The 17723-nt window shown below is 62.6% G+C and carries 19 protein-coding genes; 16 read left to right on the plus strand and 3 right to left on the minus strand.

Features of this window, described 5'->3' with window-relative positions:
- The 3 genes from RR842_RS04730 to RR842_RS04740 form a co-directional block, all read right to left on the minus strand.
- Window positions 1-383 (minus strand): hypothetical protein (locus RR842_RS04730; RefSeq protein ID WP_332729119.1); only part of this gene is annotated, 383 nt, incomplete at its 3' end.
- A 104-nt stretch (window positions 384-487) separates the two neighbouring features.
- The gene (locus RR842_RS04735) at window positions 488-1153 is read right to left on the minus strand and encodes a DUF1847 domain-containing protein (RefSeq protein WP_332521359.1); all 666 of its coding nucleotides are present in this window, start codon (window positions 1151-1153) and stop codon (window positions 488-490) included.
- Between the two features lie 221 nt (window positions 1154-1374).
- Entirely contained in the window at window positions 1375-4188 is a 2814-nt protein-coding gene (locus tag RR842_RS04740) for a cation-translocating P-type ATPase (protein ID WP_332729120.1), read from the minus strand.
- A 185-nt stretch (window positions 4189-4373) separates the two neighbouring features.
- Here RR842_RS04740 and mtnA point away from each other — a divergent pair, with 185 nt between their 5' ends.
- From mtnA to RR842_RS04820, 16 genes are all read left to right on the plus strand, one after another.
- A complete protein-coding gene (gene mtnA / locus RR842_RS04745; RefSeq protein ID WP_332513296.1) occupies window positions 4374-5447 on the plus strand; it encodes an S-methyl-5-thioribose-1-phosphate isomerase in 1074 nt (357 codons plus the stop codon).
- Window positions 5448-5631: 184 nt separating this feature from the next.
- Complete coding sequence (locus RR842_RS04750; RefSeq protein ID WP_332513297.1) at window positions 5632-6675, plus strand: deoxyguanosinetriphosphate triphosphohydrolase; 1044 nt, start codon at window positions 5632-5634, stop codon at window positions 6673-6675.
- Window positions 6676-6788: 113 nt separating this feature from the next.
- On the plus strand, window positions 6789-7475 hold the full coding sequence (locus RR842_RS04755) for an AzlC family ABC transporter permease (RefSeq protein ID WP_332513298.1): 687 nt from the start codon (window positions 6789-6791) through the stop codon (window positions 7473-7475).
- Window positions 7476-7808, plus strand: a complete 333-nt coding sequence (locus RR842_RS04760) for an AzlD domain-containing protein (protein ID WP_332513299.1) — start codon at window positions 7476-7478, stop codon at window positions 7806-7808.
- A 175-nt stretch (window positions 7809-7983) separates the two neighbouring features.
- Window positions 7984-8331, plus strand: a complete 348-nt coding sequence (gene rplS, locus RR842_RS04765; RefSeq protein ID WP_332513300.1) for a 50S ribosomal protein L19 — start codon at window positions 7984-7986, stop codon at window positions 8329-8331.
- A 272-nt stretch (window positions 8332-8603) separates the two neighbouring features.
- Window positions 8604-9392 carry a ribonuclease HII gene (locus RR842_RS04770; RefSeq protein WP_332513301.1) on the plus strand — a complete coding sequence of 263 codons (789 nt, stop codon included), beginning with the start codon at window positions 8604-8606 and terminating at the stop codon, window positions 9390-9392.
- Between the two features lie 413 nt (window positions 9393-9805).
- Window positions 9806-10330 carry a YraN family protein gene (locus RR842_RS04775; RefSeq protein WP_332513303.1) on the plus strand — a complete coding sequence of 175 codons (525 nt, stop codon included), beginning with the start codon at window positions 9806-9808 and terminating at the stop codon, window positions 10328-10330.
- Between the two features lie 5 nt (window positions 10331-10335).
- Complete coding sequence (locus RR842_RS04780; RefSeq protein ID WP_332553559.1) at window positions 10336-11823, plus strand: YifB family Mg chelatase-like AAA ATPase; 1488 nt, start codon at window positions 10336-10338, stop codon at window positions 11821-11823.
- Window positions 11820-12749: a DNA-processing protein DprA gene (gene dprA / locus RR842_RS04785; RefSeq protein WP_332723846.1), complete on the plus strand. Its 930-nt coding sequence runs from the start codon at window positions 11820-11822 to the stop codon at window positions 12747-12749. Before RR842_RS04780 ends, dprA begins: the two co-directional genes overlap by 4 nt.
- Before the next feature lie 21 nt (window positions 12750-12770).
- A complete protein-coding gene (locus RR842_RS04790; protein ID WP_332513307.1) occupies window positions 12771-13037 on the plus strand; it encodes a DUF4160 domain-containing protein in 267 nt (88 codons plus the stop codon).
- Window positions 13038-13049: 12 nt separating this feature from the next.
- Window positions 13050-13343 (plus strand): DUF2442 domain-containing protein, encoded by a 294-nt coding sequence (locus RR842_RS04795; protein ID WP_332513308.1) that lies wholly within the window; start codon window positions 13050-13052, stop codon window positions 13341-13343.
- A gap of 62 nt (window positions 13344-13405) precedes the next feature.
- Window positions 13406-14899, plus strand: a complete 1494-nt coding sequence (trmFO, locus tag RR842_RS04800; protein WP_332729121.1) for a methylenetetrahydrofolate--tRNA-(uracil(54)-C(5))-methyltransferase (FADH(2)-oxidizing) TrmFO — start codon at window positions 13406-13408, stop codon at window positions 14897-14899.
- A complete protein-coding gene (locus RR842_RS04805) occupies window positions 14892-15851 on the plus strand; it encodes a tyrosine recombinase (RefSeq protein WP_332513311.1) in 960 nt (319 codons plus the stop codon). The genes trmFO and RR842_RS04805 overlap by 8 nt, the downstream gene beginning before the upstream one ends.
- Before the next feature lie 244 nt (window positions 15852-16095).
- On the plus strand, window positions 16096-16311 hold the full coding sequence (locus RR842_RS04810; RefSeq protein WP_332553556.1) for a hypothetical protein: 216 nt from the start codon (window positions 16096-16098) through the stop codon (window positions 16309-16311).
- Between the two features lie 226 nt (window positions 16312-16537).
- Entirely contained in the window at window positions 16538-17158 is a 621-nt protein-coding gene (locus tag RR842_RS04815) for a helix-turn-helix domain-containing protein (protein WP_332514379.1), read from the plus strand.
- A gap of 5 nt (window positions 17159-17163) precedes the next feature.
- Window positions 17164-17634 (plus strand): hypothetical protein, encoded by a 471-nt coding sequence (locus RR842_RS04820; RefSeq protein WP_332514380.1) that lies wholly within the window; start codon window positions 17164-17166, stop codon window positions 17632-17634.
- The last annotated feature ends 89 nt before the right edge of the window (window positions 17635-17723 follow it).

Genomic DNA, 17723 nt, shown 5'->3' on the forward strand with positions numbered 1-17723 from the left:
GAAATAATCGCGCCAACGGGAATCATTGCAAACTCAGGCATAGTTACCTTGTTGAACGCAGCCATGTTGGCAGCGCTCAATGTTGCATATCCGGCAAGCATGTACATAACTCCGAAAACGACGGGAGAAACCCATTTCGCTTTCCCCCAGTAATTGTTTTTGCCGATCACCAGAGAAAGCGCAAAGGTTGTCGTTGGAAGTACGACCCACATAAACACAAGGGCATATCCCATTGCATCCGAGCCTCTAGTAAAGAACCAAAATACCATGAGTGTAATTGCCCATATCCCAAGGTATGTTGCGATAACGATAATCCTGGATAGTTTGTCCTTGCTTGCAACTACGTCAGGGCTGTCTTCGAGGTAATCCAGATAATCTGCCATAGGCTGCTCCTATTTTACGGGGCCGCCAAAACCGAGTGCGCTGTTTTTTGCGGCGGATGTCTAGAGTGCGAACTTGCAGGTCGACGGAACCGTGTTGCCTGGCCTTACTCCATCGGCAGGGTGCCTTCTCGGCATGCTTCGATGGTCTCACGGAGGCGCTTGCGGTACACGGATTTCGAGGCGTAGAGGCCGGCGCAGGCATTGTGGCCGGTGACGTGGTCCTTCGTTACGAGTGTCGTGACCGGGGCGTGGGAGTAGCGGTAGAACAGCGCATCGTGGCCCACGCACAGCCCCATGACGATATTCAGGTCGGTGTGGGCCTCCTCCAGCAGGCGGGCTTGCATGAGGGGATTGCACAGCACGGACCCTTCCGCTCCGTCTGCCTGCGGAAGGCCGAGGTCAGACCGATGGTTCCCCTCTACCTTACAGGCCACGCCGAACACCTCGAAGCCGGCATTTTCCAGCAGCTTGCGCAGTATCCGGCTCTCTTCGAGCAGCATCGTGCAGGTTGCCACGCCTATCCTGCGCGCACCGATGCGCGCTGCGAATTCCATCGTCTCCTGCACGCGGGTAAGGTTGCCGCAGCGTGCGCTTGTCAGGGCAGCTGCCTTCATGATGCGATGGTTGTCCGGCTCGCGGTAGCGGTCGTGTACCTCCTGCTTGACAGCATCGCTCGCCAACCCCTCGACACACTGGGGCGGGTTGCCGCCCGTCTCGAACTCGCATGCCTCTCCGGTGCAGCTCAAGCACGAGAACCGGATATCGTCCATCAGCCTCTCCTTCCAACCGTCCGCAGCAAATGGATGCGCGCTGAATGGGCAGCTGCATCCTTTTGCTCAGTATAGACGATCAGTTCTCGGCTTTCGGGCAGCCAGGGGGTCGAGAGTATCTTGGCCTCACGCGTCGTCTCGCTTCTGTTTGCTAGAATAGGACGAAGGGGTGCCTTCGCGTCATGCGCCACTATACTGGCCTTGCCCGGTCGCCACGCTTGCTACGCAGTCCGCTTCTCCTCTCGCCACCTGCCTATTGCCTTGGCGATCTCGGTCTGCACGAGCGAGAGCACGGCCAGGCCCACTGCGACCGCCCACTGCCAGGCATCCATGGGAGCGCCCCCGAAGGCATCTAGCACGGGGGGCACCAGAAGCACGACCAGCACCAGCGCCGTGCTGGCGGCAACGGCCCATCCCAGCTGAGGATTGCGCCCGCCCTCGCGGTTCCAGAGGGGGTCGGTGGTCGAGCGCTGGTTCAGCGAGCGCAGCACCTGCGAGAACGTCAGCACGGCGAAGGCCATGGTGCGCCCGACTGCCTCGTTGCCGCCCAGGTCGCGGCCGATGACGAAGGCGAGCAGTGCGAAGGCGGCCACGAACAGGCCCTGGAACACCACGCGCTTGATAAGGCGCGGTTCCAGCAGCGTGCCTGCGCGCAGGGGAGGATGCTCCATGATGTGCTTGCTTGCGGGCTCCACGCCCAGCGCGAGCGCGGGCAAAGTCGCTGTGGCCAGGTTCACCCACAGGATCATCACGGCAGTCAGCGGCGCGTTCCAGTTCAGCGCCACCGCGATAAGCAGCACGACGATCTCGGCCAGGTTGTCGGCTACGAGGAACTGCACCACTTTCTGGATGTTGCGGTGCACGCGACGACCTTCCTTCACCGCGTAGACGATGGTGGTGAAGCGGTCGTCTAGCAAGATCATGTCCGAGGCGTCCTTGGCCACGTCGGTGCCGGTGATGCCCATGGCCACGCCGATGTCGGCGGCCTTGAGCGCGGGCGCATCGTTCACGCCGTCGCCGGTCATGGCCGTGACCTCGCCGTCTGCCTTGAGCGCGCGCACGATGCGCAGCTTGTGGAAGGGCGACACGCGTGCGAACACGGTGGCCCGGCGTGCGGCCTTGTCGAGCTGGGCGTCGTCCATCTGGTCCAGCTCCTCGCCGGTGACCACCAGGTCGTCGGGGCGGTAGATAGCCAGCTCGGCACCGATGGCGCGGGCGGTGGCGGCGTGGTCGCCGGTGATCATGACCGTGCGCACACCGGCGGTGCGGCAGGTCTCCACGGCGGCGCGCACGTCGGGGCGCGGCGGGTCCATCATGCCCACCAACCCTACCAGCACCAGATCCTGCTCGATGTCCTCGCTCTCGGGCGGAACGCCGGGCAGTGCGCGCAGGGCGAATGCCAGCACGCGCAAGGCCTCGCCGGAAAGCTGTGCTGCCACCGCAAGCGCATGGGCGCGGTCCTCCTCGGTCATCGGCCGCGGACCGCCATCGTCCATGAGGAAGGCGCAGCGGGGCAGCATGCCGTCAAGTGCGCCTTTCACGGCGGCCACAACCTGACCGTCGCGCTCGTGCACGGTGCTCATGCGCTTGCGGTCCGAATCGAAGGGGCGCTCGGCGAGGCGCGGGTAAGCACCGCGCAGCTCGGAAGGGTCGATGTTGTGGTCGCGGGCAAGCATGAGAAGTGCGCCTTCCGTGGGGTCTCCGATGATGGATCCCGGGGATGCGGCTTGTGCGGCAGAGTTGTCGGGGGCATTCCCCGGCTTGCTCTGCGCGCCTCCTTCGCTCTCTGCGAAGTTGGCGTCGTTGCACAGCGCCGCCACGAACGCCAGGTCGCCGAACAAGGCCGGATGCGCATGTGCTGCCTCGCCAGGTGTGTCGGCGCCGTCGCGGTCGAGGTCGGGGCCGAGCGCTACGCGCACGACGCTCATACGGTTCTCGGTGAGCGTGCCGGTCTTGTCTGTGCAGACGACCGTGGCACCTCCCAGCGTCTCGACGGCAGGTAAACGGCGCACGAGCGCCTGGTGCTTCGCCATGCGCTGCACGCCCAGCGCCATGACGATGGTGGCGGTGGCCGGCAGGCTCTCGGGGATCACGGAGATGGCCAGCGAGATGGCCAGCAGCAGCATCGGCGCGAAGGGGCGGCCGTAGGCCATGCCGATGGCCAGCACGACGACTGCGGCCGCTACGCCGATGATGGTGAGCAGCTTGCCGAACGAGGCGAGCTTGCGCTTGAGGGGGGTGTCCAGCTCCTCGTCGCCCTCCAATAGGCTAGCGATCTGCCCCACTTCGGTGTGCATGCCGGTTGCGGTGACCACGCCGGTGCCGCGTCCTCCGGTAACGATGGCGGTGGCGAACGCCATGGTGGCCCGGTCGCCCAGGGGCGCCCCGACTGCCACCGTGGCGGCGGCATCCTTCTCGACGGCTACCGACTCGCCGGTGAGCGAGGATTCCTGGATGCGCAGGCTGGCTGCCTGGGTAAGCCTCAGGTCGGCAGGTACCATGCTGCCGTCACCCAGTTGAACGATGTCGCCCACCACCAGGTCGCGGGCCGGCACGATCTCCTCGATGCCGTCGCGCACGACGCGGGCGCTCGGCGCGCTCATGTTACGCAGCGCCTCCAGCGAGGACTGCGCATTGCGCTCCTGGACGATGCCGATGACGGCGTTCACCACCACGATGGCGGCGATTATGCCGGCTTCGGCCCATTCCTGCAGGAGGGCGGATAGCACGGCTGCTACCAGCAAGATGAGCACCATCGGGTCGCCCAGTTGCTCGCGTATCATGGCGCCGAGCGTTTTGGGCGGCTTGGAAGCCAGTTCGTTGGGTCCGTTCTCGGCTAGACGGCGGCGCACCTCGGCGTTGGAGAGCCCTTCGGGAGCCGATTTCACGGCTTCGAATACGTCCTCGGCCTGCTTGGCATGCCAAGCAGGCGGGGCTGTGGTTCGTGCAGGCTCGCCGGGTGCCGCGCCGGCGTGCGCACGCTTGACCGCCGCGGGGGATACCGATGGGCGCGCATGGTCGCTGTGGGATTTCATAGTGTTCCCTTCCTCATATGAAAGGCAGGTTGGTCTCTCGGTTACTATAGGCGGGACGATACCCGATGGCGGACGCTCTCAACCGAACCGTTGTCCCCCGGTCATGAAGCCATTACGTGTTGTCCGTTCGCGGTCTCTCCAGGCTGTCGACGGTATGCCGCACCCCTTGCGAAAGGACGTTTCTCATGGCGAACGAGATACGCTTGGACAATCTGCCGCGCACCGTCGCGCTTGAGCACGACGGGGAAGGGCGCGCTTGCTTCTCCTATATCGACCAGCGCAAGCTGCCAGAGGTGCTGGCGTTCGAGCGTACGGGGCAGTGGCGCCAGGTGGTCGATGCCATCAAGACGCTTGCCGTGCGCGGGGCTCCGGTCATCGGCATTGCGGGTGCGGCGGCGCTTGCTCTTTGGGCCTGCAACGAGGGCGCGTCGCGTGCGTGCTCGCATGGGTGCGACCCGGCGGCCTCTCGATTCCTCGAGGAGCTGGAAGCGGTAGTCGACGAGATCGTCGCTGCGCGTCCGACGGCCGTGAACCTGGAATGGGCGGTGCGCCGCGCGGCTCATCGGGCGCGGGCGCTCGCCGATGAAGGGGCGTTCCCGGACGAGGTCGCCGATGCGCTGTTCGCCGACGCGCAGCGCATGGAGGCGGAGGACGAGGCCGTGAACCGCGCTATCGGTGCCCATGGTGCCCAGCTGGTGGGACCGGGCAGCCGCTTGCTCACGCACTGCAATGCGGGCAGCTTGGCCACTGCCTTCTACGGCACGGCCCTGGGGGTCGTGTACGCGGCTGCCGAGCGAGGTCTGGTGGAGCGCGTGTACGCCGACGAAACGCGCCCGGTGGGTCAGGGTGCGCGCTTGACGGCATGGGAGTTGTCGCGTGCGGGCGTTCCCTGTACGCTTATCTGCGACAACATGGCGGCAAGCCTGATGGCGGCCGGCCGGGTGGATGCCGTGCTCGTCGGCGCGGATCGCATCGCCGCCAATGGCGACACGGCCAACAAGATAGGCACGTACGGTGTGGCCGTGCTGGCGCGCCACCATGGCATTCCGTTCTACGTGGCGGCGCCTACGTCTACCATCGACTTCTCGCTGGCCGACGGCTCGGGCATTCCTATCGAGGAGCGCGATCCTTCCGAGGTGCTGCCGTACCCCTTGGCTGGCGTGGACGTGTGGAACCCCGCCTTCGACGTGACGCCTGCCAGCCTGATTACCGCCATCGTTACCGAACGTGGGGTGTTCGCGCCGGGGGAGCTGCGCTAGCCCTTTTCCGGTTTCCGGTTTCCGGTTTCGCCCGGCCCGTGCAGTGCTTTCGGCGGGGCGTCCGTTTGGGGGTCAACCGGGTCGTTTGGGCATAAAAGATAAGCGTCGCTCTTCGACTTGCCTGCGGCTGCGCTTCCTCGTCTGGTAGAATGAATTTCACGCAACAAGTCGCAAGGAGGCTCCCATGCGCATCATCTACCGCGAGGACCAAGAGCAGCGCGAGCACGAGGCGCTTTCCCCGGATGCGGCGTTCGCCGACGAGAGCGAGGGGCGCGCACGCTCCGCCCAGCCCGACATCCTGCGCAACGACTACCAACGCGATCGCGACAAGATACTGCATACGAAGTCGTTTCGTCGCCTGTCGCACAAGACCCAGGTATTCCTAGCCGCCGAGGGCGACCACTTCCGCACCCGGCTCACGCATACGCTGGAGGTCTCCCAGATCGCGCGCACCATTGCCCGCGCACTGGGGTTGAACGAGGATTTGACAGAGGCCATATCGCTCGGCCACGATCTGGGGCACACGCCGTTCGGGCATACGGGAGAGGATGCGCTGTCGCATTGCTTGGCACGCCATCGGGGCATCGACCCGCAGTCTCCACAAGCGGCGCTGCTCTACCGCCACAACGAGCAGAGCCTGCGCGTGGTCGAATGCATCGAGAACGGCGGAAAGGGTCTGAACCTGACGCCCGAGGTGCGCGACGGCATCCTCAGCCATACGGGAGCCTTGCGTGCCGAGACGCTCGAAGGGCGCATCGTGGGTACGGCCGACCGTATCGCCTATGTGAACCACGATATCGACGATGCCATCCGTGCCGGTATCTTGGCTGAAGACGATCTGCCTGCATCAACGCATGCCGTGTTGGGCCCCGACCACTCTTCGCGCATCGAGACGCTGGTGCTGGACATGGTGGAGACGTCGGCTGCCCTTGACGATATCCGCATGAGCGATTCTGTTTGGAATGCCATGATGGAGCTGCGGTCGTTCCTGTTCGCGCACGTGTACCAGGCCCCGGTCGTGCTGGCTGAAGTGGGTAAGGCCACCTATCTGATAACCTCGTTGTTCGACTACTACGTTGAGCATACCGGCGAGGTACCGCAGGAGTACCGTGCCATTTCGGAGGGCGACGACTTACGGGCGGTGTGCGACTTTGTAGCCGGCATGACCGACCGCTATGCCAAAAACCAGTTCCAGCAGTTGTTCGTGCCGCATTCGCTGCATTATTAAGCAGCGCCGTGAGAGGTTTTGACCTTGTGAGCCGCGTGCTCTTTTCCATGCGGGCTTGCGCTGCTCAAGGAATTTCTTGCGCACGTGCATGAAACTTGTATAATCGACTGGCTATGCTTTCCCAGGATCACATACGCCAGTCGTTCTCAGCCGCGCTGCCCATCATGTTGGGCTACGTGGCTATCGGCCTGCCGTGCGGCATCCTGTGTTCGTCTATCGGGCTGGATGCGGTGCAGGTGCTGCTGTTCTCGGTGCTGTTCTATTCGGGTGCCGGGCAGTTCATGATCCCGAACATGTGGTTGGCGGCATCGCCCATCGCCTCCATCATCGCCAGTGTGTCGCTGGTGAACACCCGCCAAACGCTCTACGCCGCCTCGTTCGCTCCGCGTTGCGAGGGCGTGAAGAAACGCCTGGCCTTCCTGTTCGCCGCCACGGTCACCGACGAGAGTTATGGGGTGAACACGGCCAAATTCGCGCAAGGCGACTGGTCGGTCGGCCGCGCCACGGCGGTGAACCTCATGTCGCAAAGCTCCTGGACGCTCTCGAATATCGCGGGTGTGCTGGTAGGAAACGCCATTGGCGTGCCGCTTGCTATTGCTGCCTTTGCCATGACGTCCATTTTCGTCTGCCTACTGGTGTCCCAGAAAGCCTCTGCTGCGACGTTCGTGGCGGCGGGCGCCGCGATGCTCGGCGTGTTCACCTGCAAGACCGTCGGCTTGGGAGGCCCGGCTATCCTCATAGGTGCGCTGGTCGGTGTCATGGCTGCCCTACTGTTCACCTGGGCCAAGGAGCGTGGGTAGATGCAGCCGATGGGTTGGGGCGACTTCCTTATCGTGTTTGTGTGCTGCGCGGTCACGATGCTGGTGTGCCGCGTGCTGCCGTTGTTCCTGCTGAAGGGAAAGCAGCTGCCCGAAGGCGTCGAGCGGGCGCTCGGGTTCATCCCTCCCGCCGCATTCGCCGCGCTGGTGGCGAACGACCTTTTGTCGCCGGGTATGTTCGATGCAGGCCTTTGGCCGGCTGCGGCCCCGCTGGTGGCTGCTGGCGTAGTGGCCCTGGTGGCGTGGAGGACGAAGTCGCTTTTGTGGTGTGCCGTGTCCGGCGTGGCCGCTTATGCGCTGCTCATGTTCCTCTAAGACCGGGCTGCGCTTTTGCATATTGCGTGAAAGATACGCGGTTTTGAGAAAAATCGCATCAAGATGAGCGTTTCTCCTTGCGTAGAGGCACGTTGAGAGGTATACTTTCCAATCGTGTCTTTACTCAGAACACGTTACAAGTTTTATTTTTTGAACACATAGAAGGATAAAGAACATGGACATCATTCGCGCTATCGAACAACAGCAGATCAAGCAGGACCTTCCTGATTTCAATGTGGGCGACAACGTGAAGGTCCATTACCGCATCGTCGAGGGCAGCCGCGAGCGTGTCCAGGTGTTCCAGGGCGACGTCATTCGCCGCCACGGCGTTTCCAGCCGCGAGACGTTCACGGTGCGCAAGATCAGCTTCTCCATCGGCGTGGAGCGTACGTTCCCCGTGCATTCCCCGAAGATCGAGAAGATCGAGGTTGTCCGCGAGGGCGACGTGCGTCGTGCCAAGCTGTACTACCTGCGCGACAAGGTGGGCAAGGCCGCCAAGATCAAAGAGAAGGCCTTCAGGTAAGAGTTTCTTGTTCAGCCAGCCTGCAGGCTGGCTGAATTGTTCGACGCTACGAGGACCCTGGTACTGATCTTCGCTCCTTTCATGCTTGCCCTCGCGTGCGAAAGCGCGTTCGGCCGCATGACGAGGCGATGGTCGATGCCGGGGTCCTTTTGCTATCTTAGGCAGATCGGCATGGTCGTTTCTGCGCTTTGCGCGAAAAGCAGGGTACGTCTTCATGGTATAGGTACCTTGCTTGCTGGGGTTGTTTGGAAACTTGAGGGAAAAGAGTGCTCATGGGCACCACCGTTGCGGAAATAAAGCTTCGTTTGCAAGAGGCGGGCATGCAGGAATTCGCCGTGCTGGAGCGATCGCTTGTGGCCGACGTGCGCAAGGGCGTACGCGATGCCGTGGAGGTGGCGCGGCGGCGTCTTGAGGCGGAACAGGCCGAGCGGCAGCGCCTTGCGTCGCTCTATGCCTACGAGCGCACGCTTGCGGCCGGGCGGGGGAGCGGTGTGGTTGTCGGGTTAGACGAGGTGGGGCGAGGGCCTCTTGCCGGTCCCCTTGCGGTAGGTGCCGTCGTGCTGCCCCTCGATGCCCCCATCGAGGGTCTGAACGATTCTAAGCAGGTCAAACCCGAAATGCGAGAATATATTGCCGAGAGGGTGAAGCAGGTGGCCGTGGCTTGGACGGTCGAGTACATCGAGGCGTCCGACATCGATGCCGCCGGTATGACGGCATCGCTTGTGATGGCGTTCCGACGAGCCGTGGCCCATATCGAGCAGGCAGGCGTTGTTCCCGACGTGATCTTGCTCGACGGCAATCCGCTGCGCCTCGATGCGCGCGAGGTGAACGTTGTCAAAGGCGACGCGCGATGCGCGTCGATCGCTGCAGCGTCGATCGTTGCCAAGGTCGAACGCGATGCGCTCATGTGTCGCTATGCGCAGCAGTATCCCGAGTACGGCTTCGATTCGTGCAAGGGCTACGCGAGCGCTGCCCATATTGACGCCATCAAGCGCTTCGGGCTGACGCCCATCCACCGTGCCTCGTTTTGCACTTCCTTCATGCAGCCGTCCTTGTTCTAGGGGTATCCACGCACCTGCTCTGCCGAATTCCCGTCTTGCCATGAACGGGTCGCTGCCTCTTTTGTGTTTCCATGCGGCCAATCGGCGATTTTGTTCAAACAGCCTTGTTAGGTGCCTGCAAGAACCTTCCCTCGATTGAGTTTTCCACCTTCGCCCTGGCAGTGCCGCGGGGGTTTCCCCTTGCTGTCGCAGCCCGGGTCGTCGTGCTTTTGGCCTGCGTATTCGAATGCAGGCTTCATAGTTGCTAGTTTTTTGCTGGAAACCTGCGCGATCCGTGCCGTGTCAGTGTGTAAAACGTGTCGGATGCGTGTCGGGAACGTGCCTGTTCAGGACGGTTCCGATGTCCCTCTGCTGACGGTTCCCCGGCAAGGTTGCGGCTCTATGATGCTCCCAGAGAAGAAAGGGGCGATCATATGGATCAAGGCAGTACGGCTATACAGAAACGGCCGACCGAAAAGCAGGGTGCCACACGAAAAACCGAAGGAGGACGTCGCTCGTCGGCAAAGGGCAAGGTGCCTTCGAAGAAGATAGCGGAGGCTTTGGGGGAGGTTGCCGAGGCGGAGCCGTCCTTGGGAAAGCGCAATGTCGAGCTGGGCCGGAAGGGAGAGGATGCTGCGGCACGTTTCCTTGATCGGCGCGGATACGACATCGTTGAGCGCAACTGGAAGTGTTTGGCCGGCGAGGCGGACATCATTGCGCGGGATGGTGAGGCGTTAGTGTTTATCGAGGTGAAGACACGTTCTTCTACCGATAAAGGTTTGCCTTCGGAAGCGGTGGACGCGAAGAAGCGACGGCGCTACGAGCGCATCGCCGCGTTGTTCTTGCAGGATTACGAGGTGGTGGATGTACCCGTGCGCTTCGACGTGGTCTCGCTCGTGGTGGTGTCTCCCGAACGGGCGCTCATACGCCACCATATCAACGCCTTTGCGGCCGGGTGAGCGCGATGTTCGGACGTTGCGCGGTGCAGGGAGCCACGCTGCGCGGCATCGAGGCCGTCCCGGTGGATGTGGAAGTGGTGGTGGGCCGCGGCATACCGGCGTTCTGCATCGTCGGCATGCCTGATGCCGCCATCCAGGAAGCACGTGAGCGTGTGCGAGCTGCGGTGCGGGCGAGCGGTTTCTCCATGCCCAACGAGCGCATCGTGGTGAACCTTGCTCCTGGCGCCTTGCGAAAAACCGGGTCGGGGTTCGACCTTCCTATCGCCGTCGGCGTGTTGGTGGCGACAGGGCAGTTGGACATGCGGACGGTGGCGGGGGCCCTGTTGGTCGGGGAGCTGTCGATGGAGGGGTCGGTGCGCCCGGTGGCGGGGCTTTTGGCCTATGCCCTCTGCGCGCGCGATCGTGGGTGCGACCTGGTCTGCGCTTCGGCGCCCGAAGAGCTGGTGGCCATTGAGGGGCTGGTCCAGCGTGGAGTGCGCAAGCTCTCCGACTTTCGCGCCGAAGAGCTTTCCGTCTTAGACGCGGCATCGCCTCGCTACGAGGCCGCGATGCCTGATTTCCGGGACGTGGCAGGTCACGACTTGGCAAAACGTGCTCTTCAGATTGCTGCGGCGGGAAACCACGGCGTGCTTATGACGGGGCCTCCCGGATCGGGCAAGACCATGCTGGCATCGCGCCTGCCCTCCATTTTGCCGCCTCTCGATCAGCAGGAGGCCCTCGAGGCAGCGCTCATCTGCTCGGTTGCCGGCGAGAACCCTGCTGGTGCATTGGGAGGTGCGCGACCCTTTCGCAGCCCGCACCACTCGGCCTCTTTGGCGGGGTTGGTGGGCGGGGGTTCGCCGCCGCGTCCTGGCGAGGTGTCGCTGGCGCATCGCGGAGTGCTGTTTTTAGATGAATTTCCGCAGTTCAGACCTTCGGTATTGCAGTCGTTGCGCCAGCCGCTGGAATCGGGGAGGGTTGTGGTCACGCGTGCCGACGGAAACGTGGCGTTTCCGGCTCGCTTCATGCTGGTGGCAGCATCCAACCCGTGCCCGTGCGGCTACTTCGGCGATGCAGAGCATGCCTGCACGTGCACGGTGCCGCAGGTGCAAGCGTACCAAAACCGGGTGGGAGGTCCTCTCATGGATCGCATTGACCTGCATATCGCCGTGCGGCGTATACCGCCGCGCGAGGTGTTGGGCACGGGCGGCGGCGCATCGTCGGAAGAGTTGCGTGCGGGTGTCCTTCGTGCACGCGAGTACGCGTCGTGGCGTCGGGCACGTGCCGAAGACGACGGCAGTATGGCAGCGCTCGTGGCCGCTTGCAGGTTGTCGGATGCCGATCGGGCCTTCTACGAGGAGGCGACGGAGGCGGCTTGCATGAGCGGTCGCGCTATCATGCGCACGTTGACGGTGGCGCGTACGGTTGCCGACATGGAGGAGGCGCCCGCTGTATCCAAAGGTCACTTGTGCGAGGCCCTGGGATTTCGCTTGCGGGAAAGGACGGGGCTATGAGGCTTCGTGGCGAGCGTATCGAGCTTTCCTGTGCGGACGTAGGCTACCCGGCTGCCTTGGCGCGCATAGCTGATCCACCGCCGCGCCTTTACCTGGTGGGCGATCCGGATGCCCTTCGCGAAGGGCTGGCCGTCGTCGGCGCCCGCAAGGCCACGCCCTACGGGATATCCTGTGCGCAACGGTTTGCGGGCATGGCGGCTCGGCGGGGTGTGGTCATCGTGTCGGGCGGCGCGCGCGGCTGCGATGCTGCGGCTCACGAGGCCGCGCTTGCGGCGGGCGCACCGACCGTGGCGTTTTTGGGTGGGGGCTGTGACGAGCTGTACCCGGCCGAACACGTAGGGCTCTTTCAGCACATCGTCGACGCAGGTGGCGCGATCGTATCCGAGCGCCCTTGGAACTGCTCGCCGCGGCCTTATATGTTCCGGCTGCGCAACCGCCTGATAGCCGGCTTGGCGAGAGCCGTACTCATCGTAGAGGCCGGGCTTCCTTCGGGCACGTTTTCCACGGCAGACGAAGCGCTTGCCGCCGGCCGTGACGTGCTGGTGGTTCCCGGTGCCATCACCTCGGCCTCATCGCGCGGTGCGAACCGCCTGCTCTATCAAGGTGCTCTGCCGATCGTGGACGACGACTCCTTTGCCGACGCGCTGTTCTCGCTGTTCGGTTGCTTGAAGGAGCCTCCTTCTGCACTGAAGGACCGCCGGGACACGGCATCCTCGTCGCAAACAGTTGACGGGGGTGGCGCGCTTGTTGCTGTCTTGCGTGCCGAGACGAAGCATCCGGAGGATCTCTACGTCCTCGCGTGCACGCTTTGTGGACAGGAGGAGCCTCGTGCTTGGCTTATGCAGCATTTAGCCGAGGCCGAGCTCGCGGGCTCCATCGTCCGCTATCCTGACGGTCGCTGGGGGCCGGGCGGCCTGATCTTGTGAACGATCAAGAGGGGGTGTTCCATGCCGGTTATCTCCATGTTCTTTGGTATCGTGATTCTTATGTATAATGAACCGAACGGCAAGCATCATCGACCTCATATCCATGCGGAATATGCCGAATTCAAAGTTGCCATTGATTTTGATGGGACGGTGCTCTCGGGTAGGTTTCCTCGCAAAAAGGCAACCTTGGTGAAGGCCTGGTTGATGCTCCATAGAGAAGAGCTTGAAGCCGACTGGTTTCTTGCTCTGAACGGAGAGAAGCCGTTTAGAATCGATCCATTGCGATAGGTGGTGTTGTGTATGCGAAACAACTCGTTTGCCGAGGATGTTATTGTGGGTCTTGAGCCGGGCGAGCCTGCCATTGTTGCCGTAGCGCCCCTAGACGATTGCCGCTTGCTTTTGGAGTATGAGAATGGGGAGGCGAAGCGTTTCGATGTCGAGCCCTATTTCAACAACGGCTTCTTTAGTAAGCTAAAGGATAGGGACTACTTTGCTCGGGTGCGGGTTGCGTACGACGGCATGTCGGTTGCTTGGCCGGAAGGCCAGGATATTTGCCCTGAGGACTTGTATGACCTCAGCGAACCGGTCGCGTAATGCCTGCGATTTTCACGTTGTTGCCGCCCTTGCAAGCGGCAGGGTAGGGTATCCTAGCGAACATGCCTCAGACAGTTGCCATACTTGGTGCCGGACTCGCGGGAAGCGAGGCGGCGCTTCAGCTTGCCGACCGCGGAATTCGCGTGCGGCTTGTCGAGATGCGCCCGCAGGTACCCACGCCGGTGCATGTTACCGATGCGTGCGCCGAGCTGGTGTGCTCGAACTCGCTTAAAAGCATGAAGCCCGAAAGCGCTGCCGGCATGCTGAAAGCCGAGCTTGAGGCGCTTGGGTCGGATCTGATGGCCGCCGCGCGGCGGCACAGCGTTGCGGCCGGCGGCGCGCTTGCAGTCGACCGCGCTGCGTTCTCCCTCGATGTTACCGAGCGACTCGGTGCCCATCCGCTCATCGAGCTGGTGCGCGAGGAAGCGCGCGACTTGGCATCTTATGCGGCAAAGGCCGATGCCTTGATCGTGGCAACCGGGCCGCTTACCAGCGATGCGCTGGCTGAAGGACTGGCTTTGCTCACCGGCGACCACCACCTGGCATTCTACGATGCAGCCGCTCCCATTGTGATGGCCGACTCGCTTGACCAGGGGCTGCTGTTCAGGCAGAGCCGCTATGAAGACGGCGGCGACGGTGCGGGCGATTACTTGAACGCCCCCTTCTCGCGCGAGGAGTACGATGCGTTCATCGCCGAACTCGTTGCAGCTGAGCGTGTTATCCTGCGCGACTTCGAGGCGCGTGATTTGTTCCAGGCATGCCAGCCCATCGAGGAGATCGCGCGCAAGGGGCACGATGCTCCGCGCTTCGGCCCGCTCAAGCCGGTGGGGCTTACCGACCCGCGCACGGGACATCGTCCTTGGGCGGCTCTTCAGCTGCGCGCAGAAGATACGCATGGCACCTGTTACAACCTCGTGGGCTTCCAGACGAACCTGACGTTTTCCGAGCAGAAGCGCGTGTTCCGTATGATACCTGGATTGCAGGACGCCGAATTCGCGCGCTTGGGCGTCATGCATCGCAACACCTTTATGGATGCGCCCCGTCTTTTGGATGCCGGCTTGCGCCTCTCGACGCCGGCGGCCGACGCGTTGGGCGTCCCGGTGCATGTGGCTGGCCAACTTGCGGGTACGGAAGGGTATTGCGAGGCTATCCGTTCGGGACTGCATGCTGCGCTGGCGGTTGCGGCCGAGCTGGCAGGGGAGAACCTGCCTGCACTGCCGACCGAGACGGCCTTCGGTGCTCTTTTGGCCTATGCCACCGATCCTGCCACGCTGGATTACCAGCCGTTGCATGTGAACTTCGGCATCATGCCTCCGCTCGCCGTGCGCGTGCGCAACAAGCGCGACCGCTACGCCGCCTATGCCGCCCGCGGTGCCCAGGCCCTCGCGACGTACCGCGCAGCGCTTGCGGCAAAAGGGCTCGTGCCGTGCTGTGCTCCCGGTGAGGCCGGGGAGGCGACCTCCGTTCTTCAAGAGAGCGCCACCGGAGGACTCGATACCGGCGCCAAAGACGGCTCAGGCGGTTCCTCTGAGCGGGAGTGCCCCAGCCATGGGTGATGTCGGTCTTCCGCCCGACGAGGATGCCTGCGACCCGCAGACCGTATCCTTGGTTGAGGGTTTCTGCGATGCCCTGCGCGTCGAGCACGGCGCGTCGGTGCATACCGTGCGGGCCTATCGTATCGACCTTATGGGCTACGCCCGCTGGGCATCGCGCGAGAACATCGATCCCCTCACGGCTACGCATAAGCAGTTGCGCCGTTACTTGGGGGAACTTGACCATGCACAGTACTCGCGCACGACCATCAATCGTCGTCTGGCGGCTTTGCGCAGCTTCTTCCGCTGGCTCAATGTGACGGGGCGGACTGACTGCGATCCAGCCAGCGTGCTCTCGGGTCCGCGGCAGCAGAAGAGCCTGCCCCACGTTATCCGCACTTCCGACATGGTGAAACTGCTGTCCGTCTATGGCAAGCGCGATGCGGCAGGCAATCCTCGCGAGCAGACTTCGACCGATATGCGCAATCTGGCGCTGCTCGAGTTCCTCTATGCTTGCGGAGCCCGCGTTTCTGAGGCATCGGGTCTGTTGGCAGCGAACGTCGATTTTGAGCGTGGCCAGGTGAAGGTGTTCGGCAAGGGTGCGAAGGAGCGCATCATCCCCTTGCACGATCTGGCGTTGTCTTCTATGCGTACCTATCTGCTACTAGCGCGCCCGACGCTTCTACGCGACAAGGCGAGCGACTTCTTCTTCGTATCCACGCGAGGAAACGGCATGACTACCGATGCTATTCGCAAGATGTTCAAAGAGGCGTTGCGTGCCGCGGGTCTTGACGAGACGCTCTCGCCGCATGCCCTGCGCCACACGTTTGCCACCGACTTGCTGGACGGAGGAGCCGATCTGCGCAGCGTGCAGGAGATGCTGGGTCATGCAAGCCTTTCCACCACTCAGATATACACGCACCTCTCTCCCGGGCGTTTGAAGCAGGTCCACCACCGTGCGCATCCACGCGGCTGAAGTCGGCAGTCTGTCCGGGTCCGTTTTGCGTCGCCGCCTTAGCCATCCTGGTGCCACACTGCGTCTTGGCGCGCGGTAGCGCCGCCGCTCTTGCGATGCTATCTTGCGCAACGGTTGCGGCTGTTTGACCGCTGCCTGACGTTTCGCACCTGTACCCGCTCATTTCCTTTTCGACCCCCCACAATCGGGGGCAACAAGCACTGGCGCGCATGCTCGCGTCAACCCGCGTGGAAAGGGAAATGCCATGAGCAAGAAGAAACTGGGGATGATGGCCTGGGCCGTTGCCGTCGCACTTGCGTTCATGCCGTTTTTGCACGGTTGCACGAAAGGCGCCGCCCAAAACACCGCTCAGCCGGGCTCCGACCAGCAGAATACGGACACGCGCACCGAGGTTGTAAGGTACGGCCAGTTCATGACCGTTAACGGCGACGAAGTGACCGTCGTGGTGAGCGAACTGTAGCGTCGATGCGTCCTCTTTGGGCAGAGCCCTGTCCTCCTGCCGTGATGACTGCCTCTGTCAAGAGACTCCGTAGCGGTGTCTTCAGCAACGGAGTCCTCGGAATGGTCGCTGCGGGCTGGTCCGGTAGTCAAAAAATTTGGCTCAAAAATTTGCCTCGTTTCATGTCTCCGCTATAATGGTCAAAGCATACAATGAACATTGTTCACAAACGGAAGGGGCGAGGCCCGTGGTACGGCAAGGCGTCGACCGCAGCACGATCGCTCATGCGGCTTATACTCTGGCGGAAGAGCGCGGACTGCCGGCTTTGGGTATTCGCAACGTGGCCGAGGCGTGCGACGTGTCCGTTGGGACGATCTATAAGTACTTCCCGACGAAGGACGATCTAGTCGTCGAGGTTATCGGCACGTTCTGGCGCAATGCCTTCTCCGATGACCTGTGCCGCATCGTTCCCGGCGAACGCTTCGATGCCTTTACCGTCCGCTTACGCGAGACTTTGGGCAGTGCTCTCGCATCCTTCCGCTCCGACTGGCTACCGCAGATCAGCGCCCTGTCCATCCAAGGACGCGATGCGGGCAAGATGCGCGAGTCCCAAGTACTCGACCATATGCGCGACGGGCTTTTAGCCGTGCTTCTGGCTGACGGTGCTGCCGATCCGTCCCGCCTGGGGGTGGAGCCGGAGCAGTTGGCGGCTTTCGTTCGGGACAACCTTATCGCCAGCCTGTGCGCGGGCGAGGAGGAAAGCCGGGTGCTCGTGGCCCTGCTGCGTGCAGCTCTGTATGAGCCGTCGGCAGAGGCCGACGTCCTGTGTACGCAAGAAGCGACGGTTGCGGCCGCCGGGAAAAGGTGAGCTGAATGTTTAAGATCGCAACCGATAAGTTGCTGCTGGTGGCCGGTATCGTCTGGGCCATCGCCGGCGCGAACATCGCCAACATCGGACTGGGCGCATTCTGGCACGACTGGGGCTGGATAGCCTGGGCGCTTTTGGCGGGCATTATTGTGGTCTACGTGCTGTTCCATGTGTTCATCTTCACCAAGATGGTGAAGAAGCATGCCGCGCGTATTCGGGGCTACGAGGAGGACAGGACCTTCATCCTGAAGTTCTTCGACAAGCAAGGCTATATCATGATGTCCATCATGATGGGCGGCGGCATTGCCCTGCGCATGTCGGGATTGATCCCGGACTGGTTCTTTGCGTTTTTCTATACCGGCCTGGGCATTGCGCTGATGGTGGCTGGCATCAGCTTCATCATACGCTATTTCAGAAGCCCCGAGCCGGGCTGTCCGGTTATGCCTAGCACGTACGCAAAGCACGACGAGCACTGAGCTTCGCTGCACTGCGGCGCGCCGTTCCCTCCTTAAGACTTTACGTGGTTTCGTGACGAAACGGTTACGGCGTGCCTTTCTTGGTCTTC

This window comes from Gordonibacter sp., from assembly GCF_036667095.1.
In the GTDB taxonomy this organism is placed as follows: Bacteria; Actinomycetota; Coriobacteriia; order Coriobacteriales; family Eggerthellaceae; genus Gordonibacter.

Coding starts and splice junctions, on each gene's coding strand:
- RR842_RS04735 (WP_332521359.1), bottom strand. CDS start 1,153: ATGGACGATATCCGGTTCTCGTGCTTGAGCTGCACCGGAGAGGCATGC.
- RR842_RS04740 (WP_332729120.1), bottom strand. CDS start 4,188: ATGAAATCCCACAGCGACCATGCGCGCCCATCGGTATCCCCCGCGGCG.
- mtnA (WP_332513296.1), top strand. CDS start 4,374: ATGGCGAACGAGATACGCTTGGACAATCTGCCGCGCACCGTCGCGCTT.
- RR842_RS04750 (WP_332513297.1), top strand. CDS start 5,632: ATGCGCATCATCTACCGCGAGGACCAAGAGCAGCGCGAGCACGAGGCG.
- RR842_RS04755 (WP_332513298.1), top strand. CDS start 6,789: ATGCTTTCCCAGGATCACATACGCCAGTCGTTCTCAGCCGCGCTGCCC.
- RR842_RS04760 (WP_332513299.1), top strand. CDS start 7,476: ATGCAGCCGATGGGTTGGGGCGACTTCCTTATCGTGTTTGTGTGCTGC.
- rplS (WP_332513300.1), top strand. CDS start 7,984: ATGGACATCATTCGCGCTATCGAACAACAGCAGATCAAGCAGGACCTT.
- RR842_RS04770 (WP_332513301.1), top strand. CDS start 8,604: ATGGGCACCACCGTTGCGGAAATAAAGCTTCGTTTGCAAGAGGCGGGC.
- RR842_RS04775 (WP_332513303.1), top strand. CDS start 9,806: ATGGATCAAGGCAGTACGGCTATACAGAAACGGCCGACCGAAAAGCAG.
- RR842_RS04780 (WP_332553559.1), top strand. CDS start 10,336: ATGTTCGGACGTTGCGCGGTGCAGGGAGCCACGCTGCGCGGCATCGAG.
- dprA (WP_332723846.1), top strand. CDS start 11,820: ATGAGGCTTCGTGGCGAGCGTATCGAGCTTTCCTGTGCGGACGTAGGC.
- RR842_RS04790 (WP_332513307.1), top strand. CDS start 12,771: ATGCCGGTTATCTCCATGTTCTTTGGTATCGTGATTCTTATGTATAAT.
- RR842_RS04795 (WP_332513308.1), top strand. CDS start 13,050: ATGCGAAACAACTCGTTTGCCGAGGATGTTATTGTGGGTCTTGAGCCG.
- trmFO (WP_332729121.1), top strand. CDS start 13,406: ATGCCTCAGACAGTTGCCATACTTGGTGCCGGACTCGCGGGAAGCGAG.
- RR842_RS04805 (WP_332513311.1), top strand. CDS start 14,892: ATGGGTGATGTCGGTCTTCCGCCCGACGAGGATGCCTGCGACCCGCAG.
- RR842_RS04810 (WP_332553556.1), top strand. CDS start 16,096: ATGAGCAAGAAGAAACTGGGGATGATGGCCTGGGCCGTTGCCGTCGCA.
- RR842_RS04820 (WP_332514380.1), top strand. CDS start 17,164: ATGTTTAAGATCGCAACCGATAAGTTGCTGCTGGTGGCCGGTATCGTC.